Origin of the sequence: Sinorhizobium sp. FG01, from assembly GCF_002531875.1 — a bacterium.
GTDB lineage: Bacteria > Pseudomonadota > Alphaproteobacteria > Rhizobiales > Rhizobiaceae > Sinorhizobium > Sinorhizobium fredii_C.
In genome coordinates, this window is sequence record NZ_NWTB01000027.1 from 1 (window position 1) to 15,670 (window position 15,670).

15 protein-coding genes and 2 pseudogenes are annotated in these 15,670 nt (G+C 58.9%); 6 read left to right on the forward strand and 11 right to left on the reverse strand.

Features of this window, described 5'->3' with window-relative positions; all coding sequences use genetic code 11:
- Nucleotides 1–126: 126 nt before the first annotated feature.
- A complete protein-coding gene (locus tag CO656_RS27190) occupies nucleotides 127–1,038 on the reverse strand; it encodes an HNH endonuclease (RefSeq protein WP_179864851.1) in 912 nt (303 codons plus the stop codon).
- A 141-nt stretch (nucleotides 1,039–1,179) separates the two neighbouring features.
- On the opposite strand from CO656_RS27190, the pseudogene CO656_RS30390 reads away from it, so the two are divergent.
- From CO656_RS30390 to CO656_RS27220, 3 genes and pseudogenes are all read left to right on the forward strand, one after another.
- Nucleotides 1,180–3,512 (forward strand): annotated as a pseudogene (locus CO656_RS30390) (hypothetical protein).
- A gap of 672 nt (nucleotides 3,513–4,184) precedes the next feature.
- On the forward strand, nucleotides 4,185–4,670 hold the full coding sequence (locus CO656_RS31100; RefSeq protein WP_245428549.1) for a serine protease: 486 nt from the start codon (nucleotides 4,185–4,187) through the stop codon (nucleotides 4,668–4,670).
- 299 nt (nucleotides 4,671–4,969) lie between these two features.
- On the forward strand, nucleotides 4,970–5,770 hold the full coding sequence (locus tag CO656_RS27220; protein WP_097527874.1) for a hypothetical protein: 801 nt from the start codon (nucleotides 4,970–4,972) through the stop codon (nucleotides 5,768–5,770).
- A 13-nt stretch (nucleotides 5,771–5,783) separates the two neighbouring features.
- Here CO656_RS27220 and CO656_RS27225 read toward each other — a convergent pair whose 3' ends face one another.
- Nucleotides 5,784–6,524 (reverse strand): deoxycytidine triphosphate deaminase, encoded by a 741-nt coding sequence (locus tag CO656_RS27225; RefSeq protein ID WP_097527875.1) that lies wholly within the window; start codon nucleotides 6,522–6,524, stop codon nucleotides 5,784–5,786.
- 3 nt (nucleotides 6,525–6,527) lie between these two features.
- Nucleotides 6,528–7,028, reverse strand: a complete 501-nt coding sequence (locus CO656_RS27230; RefSeq protein WP_097527876.1) for a hypothetical protein — start codon at nucleotides 7,026–7,028, stop codon at nucleotides 6,528–6,530.
- 237 nt (nucleotides 7,029–7,265) lie between these two features.
- Between CO656_RS27230 and CO656_RS27235 the strand changes: the two genes are divergently transcribed.
- The gene (locus CO656_RS27235; protein WP_097527877.1) at nucleotides 7,266–7,946 is read left to right on the forward strand and encodes a uracil-DNA glycosylase; all 681 of its coding nucleotides are present in this window, start codon (nucleotides 7,266–7,268) and stop codon (nucleotides 7,944–7,946) included.
- On the opposite strand, the gene CO656_RS27240 is transcribed toward CO656_RS27235, so the two are convergent.
- From CO656_RS27240 to CO656_RS29965, 5 genes are read right to left on the reverse strand one after another with little or no spacing between them, the layout of a single operon-like run.
- Entirely contained in the window at nucleotides 7,943–8,731 is a 789-nt protein-coding gene (locus CO656_RS27240) for a hypothetical protein (RefSeq protein WP_097527878.1), read from the reverse strand. The genes CO656_RS27235 and CO656_RS27240 overlap by 4 nt on opposite strands.
- Nucleotides 8,718–9,380, reverse strand: a complete 663-nt coding sequence (locus CO656_RS27245; protein ID WP_097527879.1) for a C1 family peptidase — start codon at nucleotides 9,378–9,380, stop codon at nucleotides 8,718–8,720. Before CO656_RS27245 ends, CO656_RS27240 begins: the two co-directional genes overlap by 14 nt.
- Nucleotides 9,381–10,400, reverse strand: a complete 1,020-nt coding sequence (locus CO656_RS27250) for an ImmA/IrrE family metallo-endopeptidase (RefSeq protein ID WP_097527880.1) — start codon at nucleotides 10,398–10,400, stop codon at nucleotides 9,381–9,383. It lies immediately after the preceding gene.
- On the reverse strand, nucleotides 10,397–10,771 hold the full coding sequence (locus CO656_RS27255; RefSeq protein ID WP_097527881.1) for a helix-turn-helix transcriptional regulator: 375 nt from the start codon (nucleotides 10,769–10,771) through the stop codon (nucleotides 10,397–10,399). Before CO656_RS27255 ends, CO656_RS27250 begins: the two co-directional genes overlap by 4 nt.
- Complete coding sequence (locus CO656_RS29965) at nucleotides 10,768–11,109, reverse strand: hypothetical protein (protein WP_103452591.1); 342 nt, start codon at nucleotides 11,107–11,109, stop codon at nucleotides 10,768–10,770. The genes CO656_RS27255 and CO656_RS29965 overlap by 4 nt, the downstream gene beginning before the upstream one ends.
- Nucleotides 11,110–11,192: 83 nt before the next feature.
- Here CO656_RS29965 and acpS point away from each other — a divergent pair, with 83 nt between their 5' ends.
- Nucleotides 11,193–11,594, forward strand: a complete 402-nt coding sequence (gene acpS / locus CO656_RS27265; RefSeq protein ID WP_097527883.1) for a holo-ACP synthase — start codon at nucleotides 11,193–11,195, stop codon at nucleotides 11,592–11,594.
- 189 nt (nucleotides 11,595–11,783) lie between these two features.
- Here the strand turns inward: acpS and CO656_RS31105 are convergent.
- From CO656_RS31105 to CO656_RS27280, 3 genes and pseudogenes are all read right to left on the reverse strand, one after another.
- Nucleotides 11,784–11,974, reverse strand: a pseudogene (locus CO656_RS31105) (hypothetical protein); the annotation flags it as partial.
- Nucleotides 11,975–12,576: 602 nt separating this feature from the next.
- Nucleotides 12,577–13,203, reverse strand: a complete 627-nt coding sequence (locus tag CO656_RS27275; protein ID WP_097527899.1) for an SMC-Scp complex subunit ScpB — start codon at nucleotides 13,201–13,203, stop codon at nucleotides 12,577–12,579.
- 65 nt (nucleotides 13,204–13,268) lie between these two features.
- Entirely contained in the window at nucleotides 13,269–14,222 is a 954-nt protein-coding gene (locus CO656_RS27280; protein ID WP_097527884.1) for a DUF1403 family protein, read from the reverse strand.
- Nucleotides 14,223–14,347: 125 nt separating this feature from the next.
- Here CO656_RS27280 and CO656_RS30395 point away from each other — a divergent pair, with 125 nt between their 5' ends.
- Entirely contained in the window at nucleotides 14,348–15,490 is a 1,143-nt protein-coding gene (locus tag CO656_RS30395) for a site-specific integrase (RefSeq protein WP_179864852.1), read from the forward strand.
- Nucleotides 15,491–15,670: the final 180 nt, after the last annotated feature.

Sequence of the window (15,670 nt, forward strand, 5' to 3'; positions counted from 1 at the left end):
CAGACCGTGGATCCGCGAACAAAGGAGGCTTTGTGATGCCATCAAAATGAACCATTGACAAAAAACCTGATGTGAGGAGAATCGAACCGCGGACCCAATGCCGTGCCTCAGGAAGCACGGCCACGCTCAATGCTTAAAGCAGTTTTCCCGGTGCCATCGCAGGAAGTGTGGATGCGGCCTTTCGAAAGCCCGCTGCGGCACGATCGCGCGTCCCGTTCTGTTGATAAGCGATTGGATGCTCTCCGGATCGTTCACCTGCCGTGAAACAAGGATTTTCAGATCGTCGGAAAGGCTGATCAGACCTCGGTCGAACATCCAGTGGGCGGTCCCGGAAAGCGCTATACCATTGCCCAAGATATCAGGGCCGCTGGCTTCCACTGGTCGAATATGCGCGGCATCGACTTCGGCCCGGCCGCCGCCGTTGATCAACTTCAGTCCGGTGACCGCGCACCGCTTGTCGTAGGCTTTGAGGACGAGGTGCCGAAACAGGCTGTTTCGCACGATTCGCGACGTGAGCTGCGTGACGCGATCGCGCTCCTGCTCAAGAACCAAGGGTTTCTGCAGTTGCTCGCCAAATCCGGGCGCCGAATTAACGGTCTCTGGCTCACCGACACGCGGCAACTCCGGCTCCTGCGCATCGAATCCTAGTGACAGAATGCGATTGAAATCACTTGGAGAGATCGGCCTCACGGCGGACTGCGCCCGTCCGGAGATACGGCCGTCGTCATTCAGCACGCCGCGTTCGATCACCCCTTCGGGATTGCTGAAGGGAACCGGGTTGATGAAATCGAGGTAGGTCCCAGGCTCAATCAATGCGAGATACATGCTTGGCGCTTTGCGATCCGGGATGACCTCCCCCACCTTGGCAATAGCGAAATAGCCGCGCGTCGCTGCAACCTTCCTCGGCTCGTAGTAGATGATCCAATTGCCAATGCAGGCTTGGGCACGGCCCAGATACTGGCTGGGAAACTGATACCGTTCCGCCGGGCTGTCGTCGTAGATCGAATCTGAGCGATGAATGAAAACCCCGAATCCCATGTTGCCGCTATAGCAGATTCTCGCACCTGCTCGACAGAGTCGTGGGCAGAGCTCCACGAATTCAGCTTTTGTTAACCACGACGGCTTAGCAGGCCACGCCCGGCACCAACCGGCCAAGGATCATGTGAACTGCTTCTCGCCATGAGAACACAGTCTACTTGGTCCCTTCATTTCCAGCGGAGAATCTGCGAATTCTGCAGCATCCGCATCGCTCCGGTCGCGTCGAGGCGCGCACTCGAAAACATCAGGCCTTATCTCACCAGTCTGATTACCTGTCGAAAGACGCCACCCATGCGGAACGGGCGCATCGATTGGCAGGCAGTCGCTCAAGCCTGCAGCATCGAAGACGAGATGACGACGGAGCTGAAGAAGAACCTTCGATCTGGCCTTGAAGCCATCATTCGGTGGCTGGATAAGGAGCGACCGGAGGAAGATGATCGCCCGACAGTTGAGGTGCCCAGTAAGAAGACCAAGCCTGCGGCCGGTTCGGCCAAGACAATGGCGGCTCGGCGGAGTTTCTCGGCCGCCGCGAGTACCATCGAACGAGAGCAGGCAAGAACGAAGCCGGGCGTTCAACCAAGGCCCATCGAGGAATTTCCAAAACCGCTGTTCGACTGGACCGAGGAGTCTGAAGGATTTCAGCAGGCGCTCATCTATCACATGCGCCGGCACGGCGACCGCTACTGGCATCTGCATCGCGCCATTATGCGCGAAGAAGATGCCTTCGATCACAAGACGCTGCTGAGCTGGACGATAGGCACCAAGGTACCGCGGCCTCTCGCCAGCGTCGAACGAAGGTACCGGCTGCCCGACGCCTACTTCAAAGCCAAGCTGCCGCACCAGGCGCGATCGGTGTCGGGCCACGAGGTTGGAAGCGATATCGGTGCTGCGGAGCGGCGCCGGCTCGCTTGGCATCTGCCGGACAACTTCAACAGCCTGCCGTTCGCCAAGCGCGAGGAAATCCTGGAATGGGTTCGCCGGGTGATCATTTCCGGTTCCACTGACTACCGCCATTTTCAGCTATGGCGACGAGACAGCGCTACGCCATCCGCTTCCCGGCGATTTCCTACGGCGGGTCTGCTCCACCGCGAACGTCGACTGATGCCATGAATTGTGAGGATGACGACGCGGCGATCGAGGATCCCGACCTTCTCTCCGGTGTGGTCGACGCCCCTCCCCGGCTCGCGATGGAAATGGCCAATCTCATCCGTTTCAAGACGGCGACGCTGACGGCTCTCGGATTTCAGCGAAACGACGTTTGGGGAGAGGAAACGGCCGCGCAGAAGATCGAACATCTCGGGCTGATGTTCGGTGCCCTGGCTGCATCTCCGAAGAGCGCCGTCAAAGGCTGGCGTTCCGCTCAGCCAGCTGACCTTTGGTCTCCTGGTCTTTCCCGGTGTCTGGGACTGGTATCTGCAGTGGCGTGAGCGCCGACGCGGCTTCTACACCACTTGGGAAGAGGACATGCTGAGCGTTCTCCTCAACCTGGCGCGCGCCGAAACGGACTGGCTTTGGCAACATCCGGAACTCGTGCGAAACGTCAAGCCGATCTCCGGATTGATCTCCGCGGCGGAAATTGCGGCGGCCGAACGAGATTGGCATGCGGCCTGCGACACGTGCTTCAAGCACGCTTCGCATTGCTCAAAGGAAATCCAGCGGGTGATGCGGGTCCACCGGGATCCGTTCGAGCCGATTATGTGCGTGCTCGAGGCGGACAGCCCGCTTGCCGAATACCGCAAGATGACCGACGAGATCCTCAAGCGCATGCCGGATGAGGATCGCTATCCTCGGGCCGCCGCCGAGGCTGTCAGGTCGTTCCTGATGTTGCGGCTCGGCCTGCACCTCGGACTTCGCCAGAAGAACCTGCGGCAATTGCTTGTCTGCCCGCGCGGGCATTTCCCGACATCGGAGCGCCGGCTTGAGGATATGAAGCGTGGCGAAATCCGCTGGAGCGATCGCGACCGCGGCTGGGAGGTGCTGGTCGCGGCGAACGCGTTCAAGAATGCCAACTCCTCCTTCTTCGGCTCGAAACCCTTTCCGCCTGATCCTGCCGGACCTTCTCGACCTCTACAAATACCTCAACGCCTACATCGAGCGGCATCGCGGCGTGCTCCTCGCTGGCGCCGACGATCCCGGCACTCTGTTCGTGAAGACGGTGAAGGCCAACAGCCGGGACGCGGCCTACAACCAGACGACCTTCTATGAAGCCTGGCGGCTAACGATCCAGCGCTATGGCATTTACAACCCCTACACCGGCCGCGGCGCGATAAAGGGTTTGCTGCCGCATGGACCGCATAATGTCCGGTGACGTGCTCGCCACGCATATTCTTAAGCAGACGGGCTCCTACGAGCAGGCGAGCTATGCCATTCAGGACACTGCCGAAATGGTAGCCAGCCATTATGGCCGCTTCCTGCCACAGGATAAGGCAGCGCTTGCCGCCAAAATCCTGAACCAGGTTTGGGAGGCGGCATAGTGATGCGAATGTCCAAGCGGCCATGAGGAGACGTGCCGCAGTGCCTCGTCCATTCCTCCGCACAACGGCGGGGTTTGACCGTCAGGCGCGGCGCTGAAGGTCGGTGCTGCTCCCGGCACCTGCACTTCTCAGAAGCACTCTCCTACTCGATACGACTTAGACGCTGCAGCGGTCGGAATAGTCGGCACGCCCCTTGACCACATTGCATACTGGTTGGATGCTCTCTTCAAGGTTGGGGCGTTTCAGTATGTTCAGACTACTTGCGGCGATACTCGTTCTCACGGGACTGGCTTCGGCGGTGCATGCCGATCTTCTTCAGACCGGAGGTAGCCGATGGGTTGTGCTCGCAAGTACGCGAGATCTCGACAACGCCATTGGCATCGCGAATCTTTACCAGCATCGCTTTGATGATGTTCGCGTGGCGGAGTCCTCGAACGGTTGGCTCGCAGTGATCGCGGGACCAGTATCAATCGCCCGAGGAGCGAAGGCGGCGCGCGAAGAATTGTGGAGTGCTGGCGGGTTTCCCCCTGACTTGTTCCTTAGCAACGGGCAAAACTTGAGACGCACCGTGTGGGAGCCGCCGAAGGATCGGCCCCTTCCCACCTGGTCGTACAAAGGCGGCCAGCCACTAATCTTTACAGCTAGTTGAGGCTTCCCGCAAATATTGTGGCAGTGGACCCCACGAACGATCTTGCTCTACTACGTGTGGAAACCGATACGGGCGCATATGCGTCTGTCCGGGTAGAGACACGGCTGGGCGAGTCAGTCGCTGTATTTGGCTATCCGCTTTCCCACGTCTTGGCCAGCGGAGGTAACTTCACCCTCGGCAATGTCACGGCGCTGGCCGGCCTTGGCAACGATACGCGCTTCATCCAGATATCTGCTCCCGTTCAACCGGGCAACAGTGGCGGCCCGCTACTTGATGGCTATGGCAATGTCATTGGTGTGGTAACGTCGAAGCTCGACGCACTCGCTGCACTTGCTGTGACCGGTGACATCCCCCAGAACGTTAATTTCGCGCTCCGCGGAGCAAGCCTTTATGCTTTTCTGCTCTCCTATGGGATCTCGCCTGTGGCCGGGTCGAGTGAAAAAAAATTAGAGGCACCAGATCTCGCGGAACGTGCTTCATCATTCAGTGTGGCAGTCACCTGTGAATGACATGGTGTTGGGTCCGCTGCGGAGGTGATTCGCGCATCTCTCACGCTGGATCTCTACACCACTCGGGGCGCATGCGTGTGGATGCAATCGAGCTCTGGAAGGGATATGGACCGTTGCGGAGCTCACGATCAAAAGAAACAAGCGCTTAGGCGTGTGCAGTTGTGCAGCGACGCAAGGCCTATAAACTCAAGCTCGTTCCGTTTAACGCGATGAAATTCTCATTTTATTGCCGGTCTGATGACGGTCCAGACGCTGCTTTATGATTGACATGGAGGGAGCCTCGGCCTTAACCAAAAACGATGATGCTTCTCAACCATGTGATGAAGTTGAGGGCCAAGGGGAGCAAAGTGGCAGTGTCTAGCGAAAACGCGGATCCGCCCCGCAACGTTGCAGCCAGACTGGCCGTCTGGTTCAATCTCGACAAGTTCCTGTCGCTAGCGATCCTCGCCGGCATGACCTTTTTGTTTTGCAACATCTGGCATTTGACGGCACGGCTTCTGAGCCCCACGATTACGCCGCTTGCCAGTGTTTCCGGATCGCTGTTTCAGCCCTTGCAATTCACCGGCGTGATCATCGTCTCAGTCGCAGCCCTGGCGAAAGCTACTCGCGCCGGGAAAATTCTCATGAGAACCGACGCCGAGGCGAAATCGGCCTATTTCAGATCTTACTCAAGCCTGACCGCGCCGGAACGTCAAATACGCTTCGCGTCGCTCTACCGAGCTCAACCGCCGGCGGATACGATCGACACTCTCGTCCATCATCCGACGGATCCGCTTGGAATGGTCGAAATGTATTCGCTTGCAGGCAAGCACCTGAAGCGAGAGGGACAATGGTTTGCTCTGGCGAGTGAATGGCACTCAACTAAGATCTGGGCATGGACCATCCTCTCGCTTATCGGCGGTCTGCTCACCCTAGCCGCTTTGACCGCGGGACTGTGGATGACGCTCTCTAGCCAGCCCCCTTTTTCCGATCTCATCTCAGGACCGACGGCGCTCTTCGAAGCGCTTATCCTGGCCTTGGCGACAAATGCTCTCGTCCAGGATCTGCGAGGGTACGGGCAGGCCTATCGTTTGATCGCAGCAAAACCGCCCTCCGCTTGAGCGAGGTCGGCAGTCAGTTTCCGATCTTGCTCCGGATATAATTCAAGAGCGCCTCGCCGGCCGCATGGAGAGATGGCCAAGCTGCCGTCAGAAAGGCAAGGATGAGTGCGGCCAGAATTGCCAGTTGCACAGCGCGCCAGATGAAGGTCAGGTTGTCGATGACGGGCTTTTGTTCGGCGAGCTTCTGGTTCATGTTGGCTTCTAGCTCGCGCATCTTCACGGCGAGCGCTTGAAGTGAGAAAATCTCTTGACTCATGCCGCGGACAAGATCGTTGCCAATGTCGGCATTGCCTTCGCCCTTGAATACGTAGGGGGCCGCTGACGTCTGATCAAGCTCGGCGAACCAGATTTTAAAGAGGTTGTCGCCTTCGCATATCTGGATAGGCGAGGGGCTCGCGTTATAGACCGAATAGACCAGCTTGCCCTTGTAGCCGGGGTCGACGTGAAATCCCGAAACGTTGATCAACCCTTCAAACTTGATCCTGGTCCGCATCGAAATGAACGCCATCGCGTTGGGCGGCACGCTGATGGATTCCTTTGAGACGAGGAAGGCGAATTGACCCGGCGGGATGGTAAATGCCTCTCCCTCTTTGAGCTTGAGCTTCTTCGCTTCCTTGACGACAGAGCCATCCGCCGTGCGGAAGTAAGAATCGCCCATCCGGAGATTATAGGCATTCACATCAATCTGTTTTTCGTCGAACTCCTCGACGACCGAAGGGTTTGCCCTCAGTGTTTCCCCACTCCAAAAGCTCATCAATCAGTCCGCAATGTAAAATTGCCGAGCTGCGAGCTCTTTTCGCCGGTGCTTAATGCCCCCTTCAAGATCGAACTGCCGCTCGCTGGCCGATGTCACGACCCAGGAAAGAACGTCTTCGTTGGCCATGCGGGCGATCGTCAGAAATTCCTCGAGGTGATCGATTTTTTCGCAGGCGTCAGCAAAGCGTCCGGCCGCGTCGGCAAAATTACGCAACGGATCGATCTGACTGCTAAGAGCTTGGGCATCCTTCGGCTGCAAGTGCTGGTGCAACACGTTAGCGGCGCTTAGGCACACTAGCGCCGCATCGACAATAGTGCGCTCGACAGTCTTAGTCTCGTTCGCACCGCGCGCAATGCGGCCAACGTATTTTGCAAAGTGCAATCCGTAATGCTTCAACCTATCGGCTTTCGGCAAGCACCAGATGTCCGAGTGATTCCGCTGGTCGTGGCGGAATTGCTCTTGCTGCAAGCGAAGCAGGTCCTCTGAGGATAGCGTGGTCACGAGCGTCTCAATCCTTCGCTGTTGGTAGAAGATCTATAACCTTGCGTCGGTGGGCAGACAACAATAGCACTTTCACCATTTCGGCTGGCCCGCAATCTTCCACTGGAAATGTGCATTTCTTGACCTACCGAAAGCAAAAAAGGGCCATTCTTCGCTGCTCTGTCTCAAGACGGAGTTGCGGGTCGCCGAGAAAAATGGTGTCACACCCTCACGAGCTCCTCCGCTAGGCGATTCGTGATGGATACGACGATCAAAAGCAGCGACGATTTCATCGAGAAATTGAGCGATCTGAACTTCGAGGCAGTTTTCAATCCCTACCGTGACCGGTGTGGGGAATTTGATATCGACGACGCGCCTGCAATCCGACGCGCGAATTTGAGGCATGTCCTGGAAGCCGCGCAGACGAAAGGCGTCGCCTCGCTCTGGATTGCCCGTGACCTTGGCTACCGCGGCGGCCGCAGGACAGGTTTGGCGCTGACCGACGAAATGCATCTTGAAGCGCACGGCGAGCTCTATGGATCCTTGCCGCTTGCCCGGGCGACGAACGGTCCGGCGCTTGCGGAGCGTACAGCCACCGTCATCTGGGACGTTCTGACCGCCGTCAGTCAGCCGATCTTTCTTTGGAACGTGTTTCCGCTTCATCCGCATGAACGCGGCCACTCGATGTCGAACCGATGCCATACCCGCGCCGAGCGGCAGGCCTGCCGCCCGTTCCTCGCGTGGTTGCTCGAGACGCTGCGGCCACGCAGCGTTATTGCGATCGGGCGGGATGCCCAGTCCGCCCTGTCGGAACTCGACATCGTCTCGCAACAGGTTCGGCATCCGAGCTATGGCGGGCAGACTGAGTTTATGACTGGGATGTATCATCATTATGGTCTTCCAAGCCCAGTTCCACGACAAGCCAGTCTTCCCTTCTAGTCGGCAACGGGTTGGTGATTCGGTTCCAGAAGTGCTGCACATGCTTGATGGAGTTGGCGCAGGTCGGACTGAAGGCCGCGTCCCTTATCCACCTCTGCATGGGTCGAAAGCACTGTAAGCGGTCCACATGTCAGCCCTGTTTCATCGGCGACAAAGGACATTAGGTTTCCCAGGCCGATGAGGTTGCCGAGAAGCTTTTCAGTATAGTAGTGGTTCCGGTAGATCGCCGACAAATGCAGGCGGCGATGTCTGTCGATCTTGAAACTCAGGAAGCTCAGGCACTGGCCGCCGCGTGGAGACCCTCCGGCGTCCTTTGCGGCATTGTAAATCGGCAGTTCGTAAATGTTCCTATAGACCGTTCCACTCCCGACATGCCGCTTCATCTTGGCGACCAGGTTGCCCAAAAGATTGGTGGCGCCTTCAGGCCCCGGATATGCGATCATCCGCTCAAAATAGCGGCCCCAATCACGGGACGATCGTTTCAGTCTGGGAAAAACCTGATCACGATAAACGTCGTAGAATTCGGGCGAGCCATGATCCTCGTAAAGCGCCTGTGGGAAGATAGTGTTAGCGACGGTGCGAACGAGGAATTCGTTCTCGGTAAACATTCCGAGATACTGATCCAGAAGATCGATTGCTGCCCTGTCAGAAGGGGTTTCGGCAAGGGGATCATCGACGTCGATGACAACGTTGTGGGATTCGTGATGCGGTAGGTCGTAAACTGCGCGCGACGCGGCAAGCCAGGCGGTTGCGCACGTGGGCCTTTGAATTCTAGGCAGAAACATGAACTTCCTCCTTCAAGATGACCGCGTGGTTCAACCTTGGCTGCAGAAACTGAGCGGTTAGCCAGGCATAGCCATCAACACCCCACTCTTTGCCCCAACTGTTGCGGGCGAGAAAAAGCATTTCGCCGTTCAATTCTGCCATCCCCGTCAGGATCAAAGCATGGCGACGGCTCGGATCTGGTGGGTCACCTTGGACCGGAAGGATAACGGCGTCCGGGCGGGGGGCGTAAAAAGCGTCCGAAAGCATAATCACGACAAGGACGGGAATGCCCGCTAGCAGTGCGTCCTCTATCTTTACAAGATCGACGGCATGCCGATCCGACTGTCGCCGATACACTGTGCCAGCAGTGGGTGGGCCGTAAAGGTCAATGTCTTTGGGCAATTGAACCAGATATGGCCAATTCTCTTCGAGCGGCTGACCTTCCTCTTCAAGCGTTGCCCGCATCTCTGACAGGGAAGCTCCTGTATGGAAAGACCGATTGAAGCGTCGTTGGGTATGGTAGAAAAGGTACTCGCACGAGAGCGGCTCCCATCGGTCACGGTGAAAAGCATGCAAGTCGCTCATTCCGAACGCCAGGCATGTGGGGCGCGGCCCCTGATCGCGCGCCGCACCAAACCTGCTGCGGAGATCCACTGTGACGCTGATCATCTAGGCCGCCGCTAGGTTGTCACGGTACCGGTCGCGCTGATCCTTGTACCATCCCTGCAGATGCGCGCCTTGAAAATCATAGTGAATGTAAAGACGGTTAAGGGCTTCAGCCGGCTGCCACGGTCGGGCCTGCGCAAGCGCCAGAACCCCTTGGTGGCGTCCGCGCGCCGACGCCGTCAACACCCGCAAGGTTGGACTACCGACCGCCGCATCATGAGCCGTTTCCCTGTCGTCGGCGACAATCGCCAAACCCCGGTCCTCGATCGTCTGGACACGCCAGAGATAGCCACCGCCGCTCTGCTCGCGAAGTTTGACGACAAGCAAGTCGAGAGGCCCGCCGTGGACCGGAAGGGAATTATCGCGCTCGGTTACGAGCCAGACATCCCCGCGGTAGTTTGTCGGCTTGTAGCCACGCAGCAATCTTTTCTTCAGCTCTTTCACTTCAAGCTTGGCGGCAGCCAAAGCAAAATTCCGGTCGAAGACGCCGTAACGCTGAAGCGTCCATACCGTCGCCGCGTAGCTGACGCCGACACGAAGGGCGAGCTGGTAAATCATGATCGGATCAGAGAACGTATCGTCCGTCCAGTCCTGACGCTCGCAGTGCCAATCCAGCAACCACCGCGGCAGCAAAAACGATGCAGCAAAAGTCTCGGCGCCGATCTCCTGAATGCTATCGCCTTGTCCCTGCTGGAATGGCATGCGCCGAAGCGCGCTTTCCGTGTCATCAATGCTTGGGGCGTGCCCCAGCCAATGATGCCCAAGCTCATGCGCGGCAGTGAACCTTTGCTGATTTAGTGGTCGTTCGGTCGTCACCAGAATGCCCGGGGAAGGATGTCGGTAGTAGGCACCAAGCAACCCGTCGAGCTTAGTGAAGAACAACGGAACGTCGAGCCGGGAGATCGCATCGTAGATGTCGATCCGGCCGCTGCCCCGGATCACCTTTGCCTGTAGCGCTAGGTCACGGTGAAGCCGGTTGGCTTCCAGCACTGCAGTGCGTACGACCCCGGCATAATCGTTCATTTTTTTTTCCCGTCGAAGGAACGCGATTTCAAGAATTCGGCAAACCTACCCAATTCTTCGCGATCCTTGACGGACAGTTTTGCTGCTTGTCGTGCCAGATGAGCGACATCCGGCGGCAAGGTGTCGCCAGCGGTATCATTTTCCATGAAGTAGCCAACTGTCTTGCGGTAGAGTTCGGCGAGTTTAGAGAGCTCAAGCGCTTCGACCTTGCGCGTGCCGCTCTCCATATTCGTCACAGCTGTGCGCGGCACGCGGAGAAAGGCAGCGACTTCGTCCTGCGAATAGCCGATATACTCGCGAGCCTTCCGCAAGCGTTCGCCCAAACGGCGACGCTGGGCGTCCTCGCCCCCCGTAGTGGCATGTTCAGTCATTTACTACGTCCCTGAAACTTGTCCCATTTCTTTTCGATCCGTGAGGCGAGATGGTCGAGAGCGCCAGCGATCGATCTGTACCCCCCGGCCTTCACAACACATTCGGTAACCTTGAACGGCAGGATATCGTCCAGACCGGCGAGGATTTCGACTACAGTCAAGGAATCGATCTCGATTGTCAGGAGGACTACCTCAGCATCACCTTTGGGAAGCGGCAGCCCTTTGCGCCGATATCGCCGCCTAACGGCTCGAAGCAAATCCTCGCGGAGAACAGCGATCACGTCTTCGCGCGGGAAGATAGGGATTGTCTTGAGCAGGATGGATGACGTCGCGCTCACGGGAACCTCCTTTACACGTGTTCCAGTAATAGCGTACTAATGTCCGAAAATCAAACATTCCATGTCCGAAAGACGAATTTTCGATGATAGTTGGAATTGGTGCGGACTTGATTGAGGTCGAACGCATCGCAGATGCACTGGCGCACCGCGGCGATCGATTTGTCGCCAGGTTTTGTACGGACGCCGAGCAGCTGGCGACCCCAGCGCTCGCTCCGGCGTCCTATTACGCTACCGTCTTTGCGGTCAAAGAGGCAGTACTAAAGGCACTTGGGACGGGTATCAGCCGCTGGGTGAGTTGGCACGACATCAATATCTCTGTCGGCCCAATCAAGATCTGTATTGAGCTTGAAGGCGGCGCAAAACGGCGGCTCTCAAAGCTTGGGGGCGGGGAAATACACTGCTGTATTGGCGGCTCAAAGGCATATGTTCAAGCCTTCGTGCTCATAGAGCAAGCGCCATTCTCTCGCATTGTGCAAGCGCGTTAAGAACAGTCGTTAGGGAAAGATCGTGACTGAGATCGGGCTCCGCCCGAATGCTCTCGGTGCAAATCGATTGGCACCAGTAAGCCCGACCTACTCGGAAGGCCAGCATTGAGGCCAAGTGCTGCTCGATTTCCTCGCCGAAACTTTGATGCGCAAGCGCGCTCCGGACTGAAATTGAGCCGACGCCGTCGCAATCTCGTGGGTCGGCGTGCGGATGTCGTTGCCGGCGTCATGCAGCACCAAGTGTTCGAGGTGGACGAGCTCGCCGTCGATCCACAGCGAGACGCAGCGTCGGCAAAATGCGGTCACTCGATCCCACTTCCACCAAGCGGCGAACTGCGATCAACTCGGCGAGACGCGGCAGCGCCGTGGGCCTCAAACACCGGCTACAGCAGTAGTGGACGGCCAGCTTAATGAACGATTAACCATATGAATCGACGACAACAAAGTTCACATACGGAAGCTAAATACGTCGATCTTTCTGTTAGACGGACGCTGATTCTCCGCACACCTCACTATCGATAGGTGTATCGATAGTTGAGCGACGTCCGTGTATATATTCCGAATACTGGAATAATTATACATATTATATTATATTATAGCAAGCGCCGACTTTATCGAAACGAGGCGAAAATCGTACTTTTGATTTTGCCGCGTCTACTACTCGCCAATGATCCTAACAAGCCCATCGACAGCGGCCCCGACGTACAGTGCAGAACTTCTTGGTGGATAGTGCTAAGGATGATGAGGAAGACGAAGTACGCCGTTTGTGTCGTCTGATTCCCGCCGACGGGTGATCCCCGCGCTTGGATCGAGCTGCTCTGCGAACGATCTAGGGAGGAGAAAGAGGACGGCAGGGTGCCACAAACGGCCGCAAGCCGGCCATGAAGCTTCCAGATCTGCTCACAGCCTATGCGAGAATGAGTCCCGGTCGCCCGTCGCATGAGAGATGGGGACGTAAAGAAGGCGGCAAGGACGAAGAAACTCAGTCCTCCAGAACGTCGCCGTCAGGCTCAGTGGTCGTGTCCTGCGCAAGCGCCTGCCGGCTGAGCAGCCCCGCATCCTCCAGCCGCTCGAGATCCGGCAGGTCCCGCAGCGTCTCGAGGCCGAACACCGACAAAAATTGCTTGGTCGTCACATACGTGTAGGGCGCCCCAGGTGTGGGGCTACGTGGCCCGGAGCTGAGGAATCCGGCGTCGCGAAGCGACCCGATCGTGTCGCGGCTTACGTCCTTGCCGAAGACTTTCGACAACTCCCCGCGTGTCACCGGCTGCAGATAGGCAATTGCCATCAGCACGGCCGCCTCGTGTTCGGAAAGGCTCGCCGCTCCTGAACGGGTCGGGGCGGCGGAAGCTCGGATCACCGGCCCATAAGCCGCGCGGGTGCGATGCTGCCAACCGCCGGCGACCGCGACGATATCATAGGGTCGTGTGCGTAGTTCCTCACGCAGGTCGTCAATCAAGAGATCGATGCTGCAGGCTCGGCCGACCACACGCACCAAGGTCTCACGGGTGACAGGTTCCGCCGAGGCGAAGATAACAGCCTCGACCCGCAGCATCCATTCGCGCCAGCGAAGCTCCGCCGGCAGGTCCTCCAGCTCCCGATCAATCATACGTTCATCCGCGGCCTTCGTCCTTTCGCTGCGGGAGGTGTTTGCGGTCCTGGTTCCGGCCATGCTCACAATCCATAAATCCGGAAGGAGGAGCGCCCGGACAGTTCGTGGACCGCGTCGAAACCTTCCAGCCGCTCGAACAGCCGTGTGCTGGCCCAACGGGAAAGATTGGCGCCGGGCGCGGCGCCCGGCACGGCATCCTCGTCGAGCAGTTTGAGGATCACGGTCTCGGCCCCCTTGGTGCGGACCTTCGGCGCGGCGGCGAGAAGTTTTTCCGCGCGTCGGGCAATTTCGCCGGCCGAGCGCAGCGCAGCACCTGTACCTTCGACCAATGCCAGGCAAACGGCGCGGGGGAAGGCCGTCTCGCCCGGTCGCACGCGCCCCCTGCCCCCAAGCGTTCGGAAGGCCGATCCATAGCGTTCGCCCATCAGCAGCGGTACGGGCAACGGCCATTTCAGCATGGAGGCTACCAGCGCATCGGCGAGTGCCCAGGCGAGCGGCTCGGCATCCGGACGGGCGGCGTGAATGGCGCTCACCAGGTCCGCCGCGGCAAACGGCCCGGCGCGGCCGGACTGCAGGGCATTGTCTACATGATCGACGGCCGCCGTCAGCCGGTCGTCCCAGGCGAGAGCGAGCAGATCAGCCAGTTCGGCCACGGCCTTCGAGGAAAAGGCGGCCTTGCGTGTGGACAACCTTTCGAAGGCCAATAGCACCCTTCCGGCAGGGCCGGGATCGCCTCCCGGCGCGGTGAGAAGCACGGCGTCGCGAAGCGCCGCCTCGTCCTCGTTTCGACCCATCAGCCGAACGGCGGCCGCGGCGCATTTCAGCGCCTGCCGGGCGCGCCAGCAGCCGGCCCAGACGGGTTCGCTTCGGACGAGATCGTCGAGCAATTTCAGGCCGATGCCGGCGGTGAAGGCGGCGTCGAGCTCGTTCGGCTCTCGGCCGCGTGGCATTGCCCAGAACGGTAGCTGAGCGGGTGGAAGGGACGACGATATCGGCTGTAGCGCGAGCGAATCCATGCCAGCAACCTTACCGCAAGCGTGCGGTTTATGCCATAGAATGCGCCAATAACCGCACGGTCCGTCAGCAAACGATAATGTCCGATAATGTTGCATTATCGGACCTTTTGCTCTTTATATGAGAAATGAGCAAAATCATTGAGCAAACCAGCGAAAAACACGTCGAGAACAGTTCTGCTCCATCTGACAGCACGGCCGGCGACAACGATATTTCCGCGGCGCAGCGGTCGGTCGAGACCAGCTCTTCACTCCCCTCCCCTGCGGAGGCGACCGCCGCGCTCCCGGCGCATCTCGAGCGCCTTGCCGATCGCGCCCGCGGGTATGTCGAGGCGGCGAGCTCGGCCAACACCCGCAAGGCCTATGCCTCCGACTGGAAGCATTTCAGCGGCTGGTGCCGGCGCCAGGGCCTCGCGCACCTGCCGCCCAACCCGCACACCGTCGGCCTCTACATTACCGCTTGCGCGTCAGGGGCCGCGACCGCCCACCGCAAGCCCCATTCGGTAATGACGATCGAACGGCGCCTCTCCGCAATCACATGGAACTATGCCCAGCGCGGGCTCCCGCTCGACCGCAAGGACCGCCACATCGCCACCGTTATGGCTGGCATCCGCAATACCCACGCCGCCCCTCCCCGCCAGAAGGAAGCCGTGCTTCCCGAGCATCTGATCGCCATGCTCGAAACACTCGATCGCGGGTCATTACGGGGCATCCGCGACCGCGCCATGCTGCTGATCGGTTTTGCCGGCGGCCTGCGCCGCTCCGAGATCGTCGGGCTCGATTGCGGCCGCGACCAGACCGAGGACGGCCGCGGTTGGGTCGAGGCGTTCGACAAGGGCCTGCTCGTCACCCTGCGCGGCAAGACCGGCTGGCGCGAAGTCGAGATCGGCCGCGGCTCGTCGGATGCGACCTGCCCGGCCGTGGCTGTCGAGACCTGGATCAAGTTCGCCCGGATTGCAAAGGGTCCCCTCTTCCGCCGTGTCCGCGGCCAGGGCAAGGATGTCGGACCGGACCGATTGAACGACAGGGAGGTGGCGCGTCTCGTCAAGAAGGCTGCCCTCGCCGCCGGTATTCGCGGCGACCTGAGCGAGGGTGAGCGGGCCGAAAAATTCTCGGGCCATTCGCTGCGGGCCGGCCTTGCCTCCTCGGCCGAGGTTGACGAACGCTACGTGCAGAAGCAGCTAGGCCATGCCAGTGCAGAAATGACTCGCAAATATCAGCGCGTCCGCGATCGCTTCCGCGTCAATCTCACCAAGGCATCCGGGCTTTAAAAGGCCCGTTCCCCGGCTCGACCTGAAACCGTTCGGCAAAAATTCGGCATTGGATTTTTCGCTCCGCGCCCAAGGGAAATCGGGAAGCAGGAGCTACAGCGTCAAAGGAGCTGGCTTCGCTGCATTTCGGCCATAAGCGGCCACTGGCGCGATTCCTCCGCCTCCGGTACCTCTGGTCCC

Bases quoted from the DNA above. Each gene is read 5' to 3' on its own strand.
- CO656_RS27190 (WP_179864851.1), bottom strand. From the start codon at position 1,038: ATGGGATTCGGGGTTTTCATTCATCGCTCAGATTCGATCTACGACGAC.
- CO656_RS27220 (WP_097527874.1), top strand. From the start codon at position 4,970: ATGATGCTTCTCAACCATGTGATGAAGTTGAGGGCCAAGGGGAGCAAA.
- CO656_RS27225 (WP_097527875.1), bottom strand. From the start codon at position 6,524: ATGAGCTTTTGGAGTGGGGAAACACTGAGGGCAAACCCTTCGGTCGTC.
- CO656_RS27235 (WP_097527877.1), top strand. From the start codon at position 7,266: ATGGATACGACGATCAAAAGCAGCGACGATTTCATCGAGAAATTGAGC.
- CO656_RS27240 (WP_097527878.1), bottom strand. From the start codon at position 8,731: ATGTTTCTGCCTAGAATTCAAAGGCCCACGTGCGCAACCGCCTGGCTT.
- CO656_RS27245 (WP_097527879.1), bottom strand. From the start codon at position 9,380: ATGATCAGCGTCACAGTGGATCTCCGCAGCAGGTTTGGTGCGGCGCGC.
- CO656_RS27250 (WP_097527880.1), bottom strand. From the start codon at position 10,400: ATGAACGATTATGCCGGGGTCGTACGCACTGCAGTGCTGGAAGCCAAC.
- CO656_RS27255 (WP_097527881.1), bottom strand. From the start codon at position 10,771: ATGACTGAACATGCCACTACGGGGGGCGAGGACGCCCAGCGTCGCCGT.
- acpS (WP_097527883.1), top strand. From the start codon at position 11,193: ATGATAGTTGGAATTGGTGCGGACTTGATTGAGGTCGAACGCATCGCA.
- CO656_RS27275 (WP_097527899.1), bottom strand. From the start codon at position 13,203: ATGATTGATCGGGAGCTGGAGGACCTGCCGGCGGAGCTTCGCTGGCGC.
- CO656_RS27280 (WP_097527884.1), bottom strand. From the start codon at position 14,222: ATGGATTCGCTCGCGCTACAGCCGATATCGTCGTCCCTTCCACCCGCT.
- CO656_RS30395 (WP_179864852.1), top strand. From the start codon at position 14,348: ATGAGCAAAATCATTGAGCAAACCAGCGAAAAACACGTCGAGAACAGT.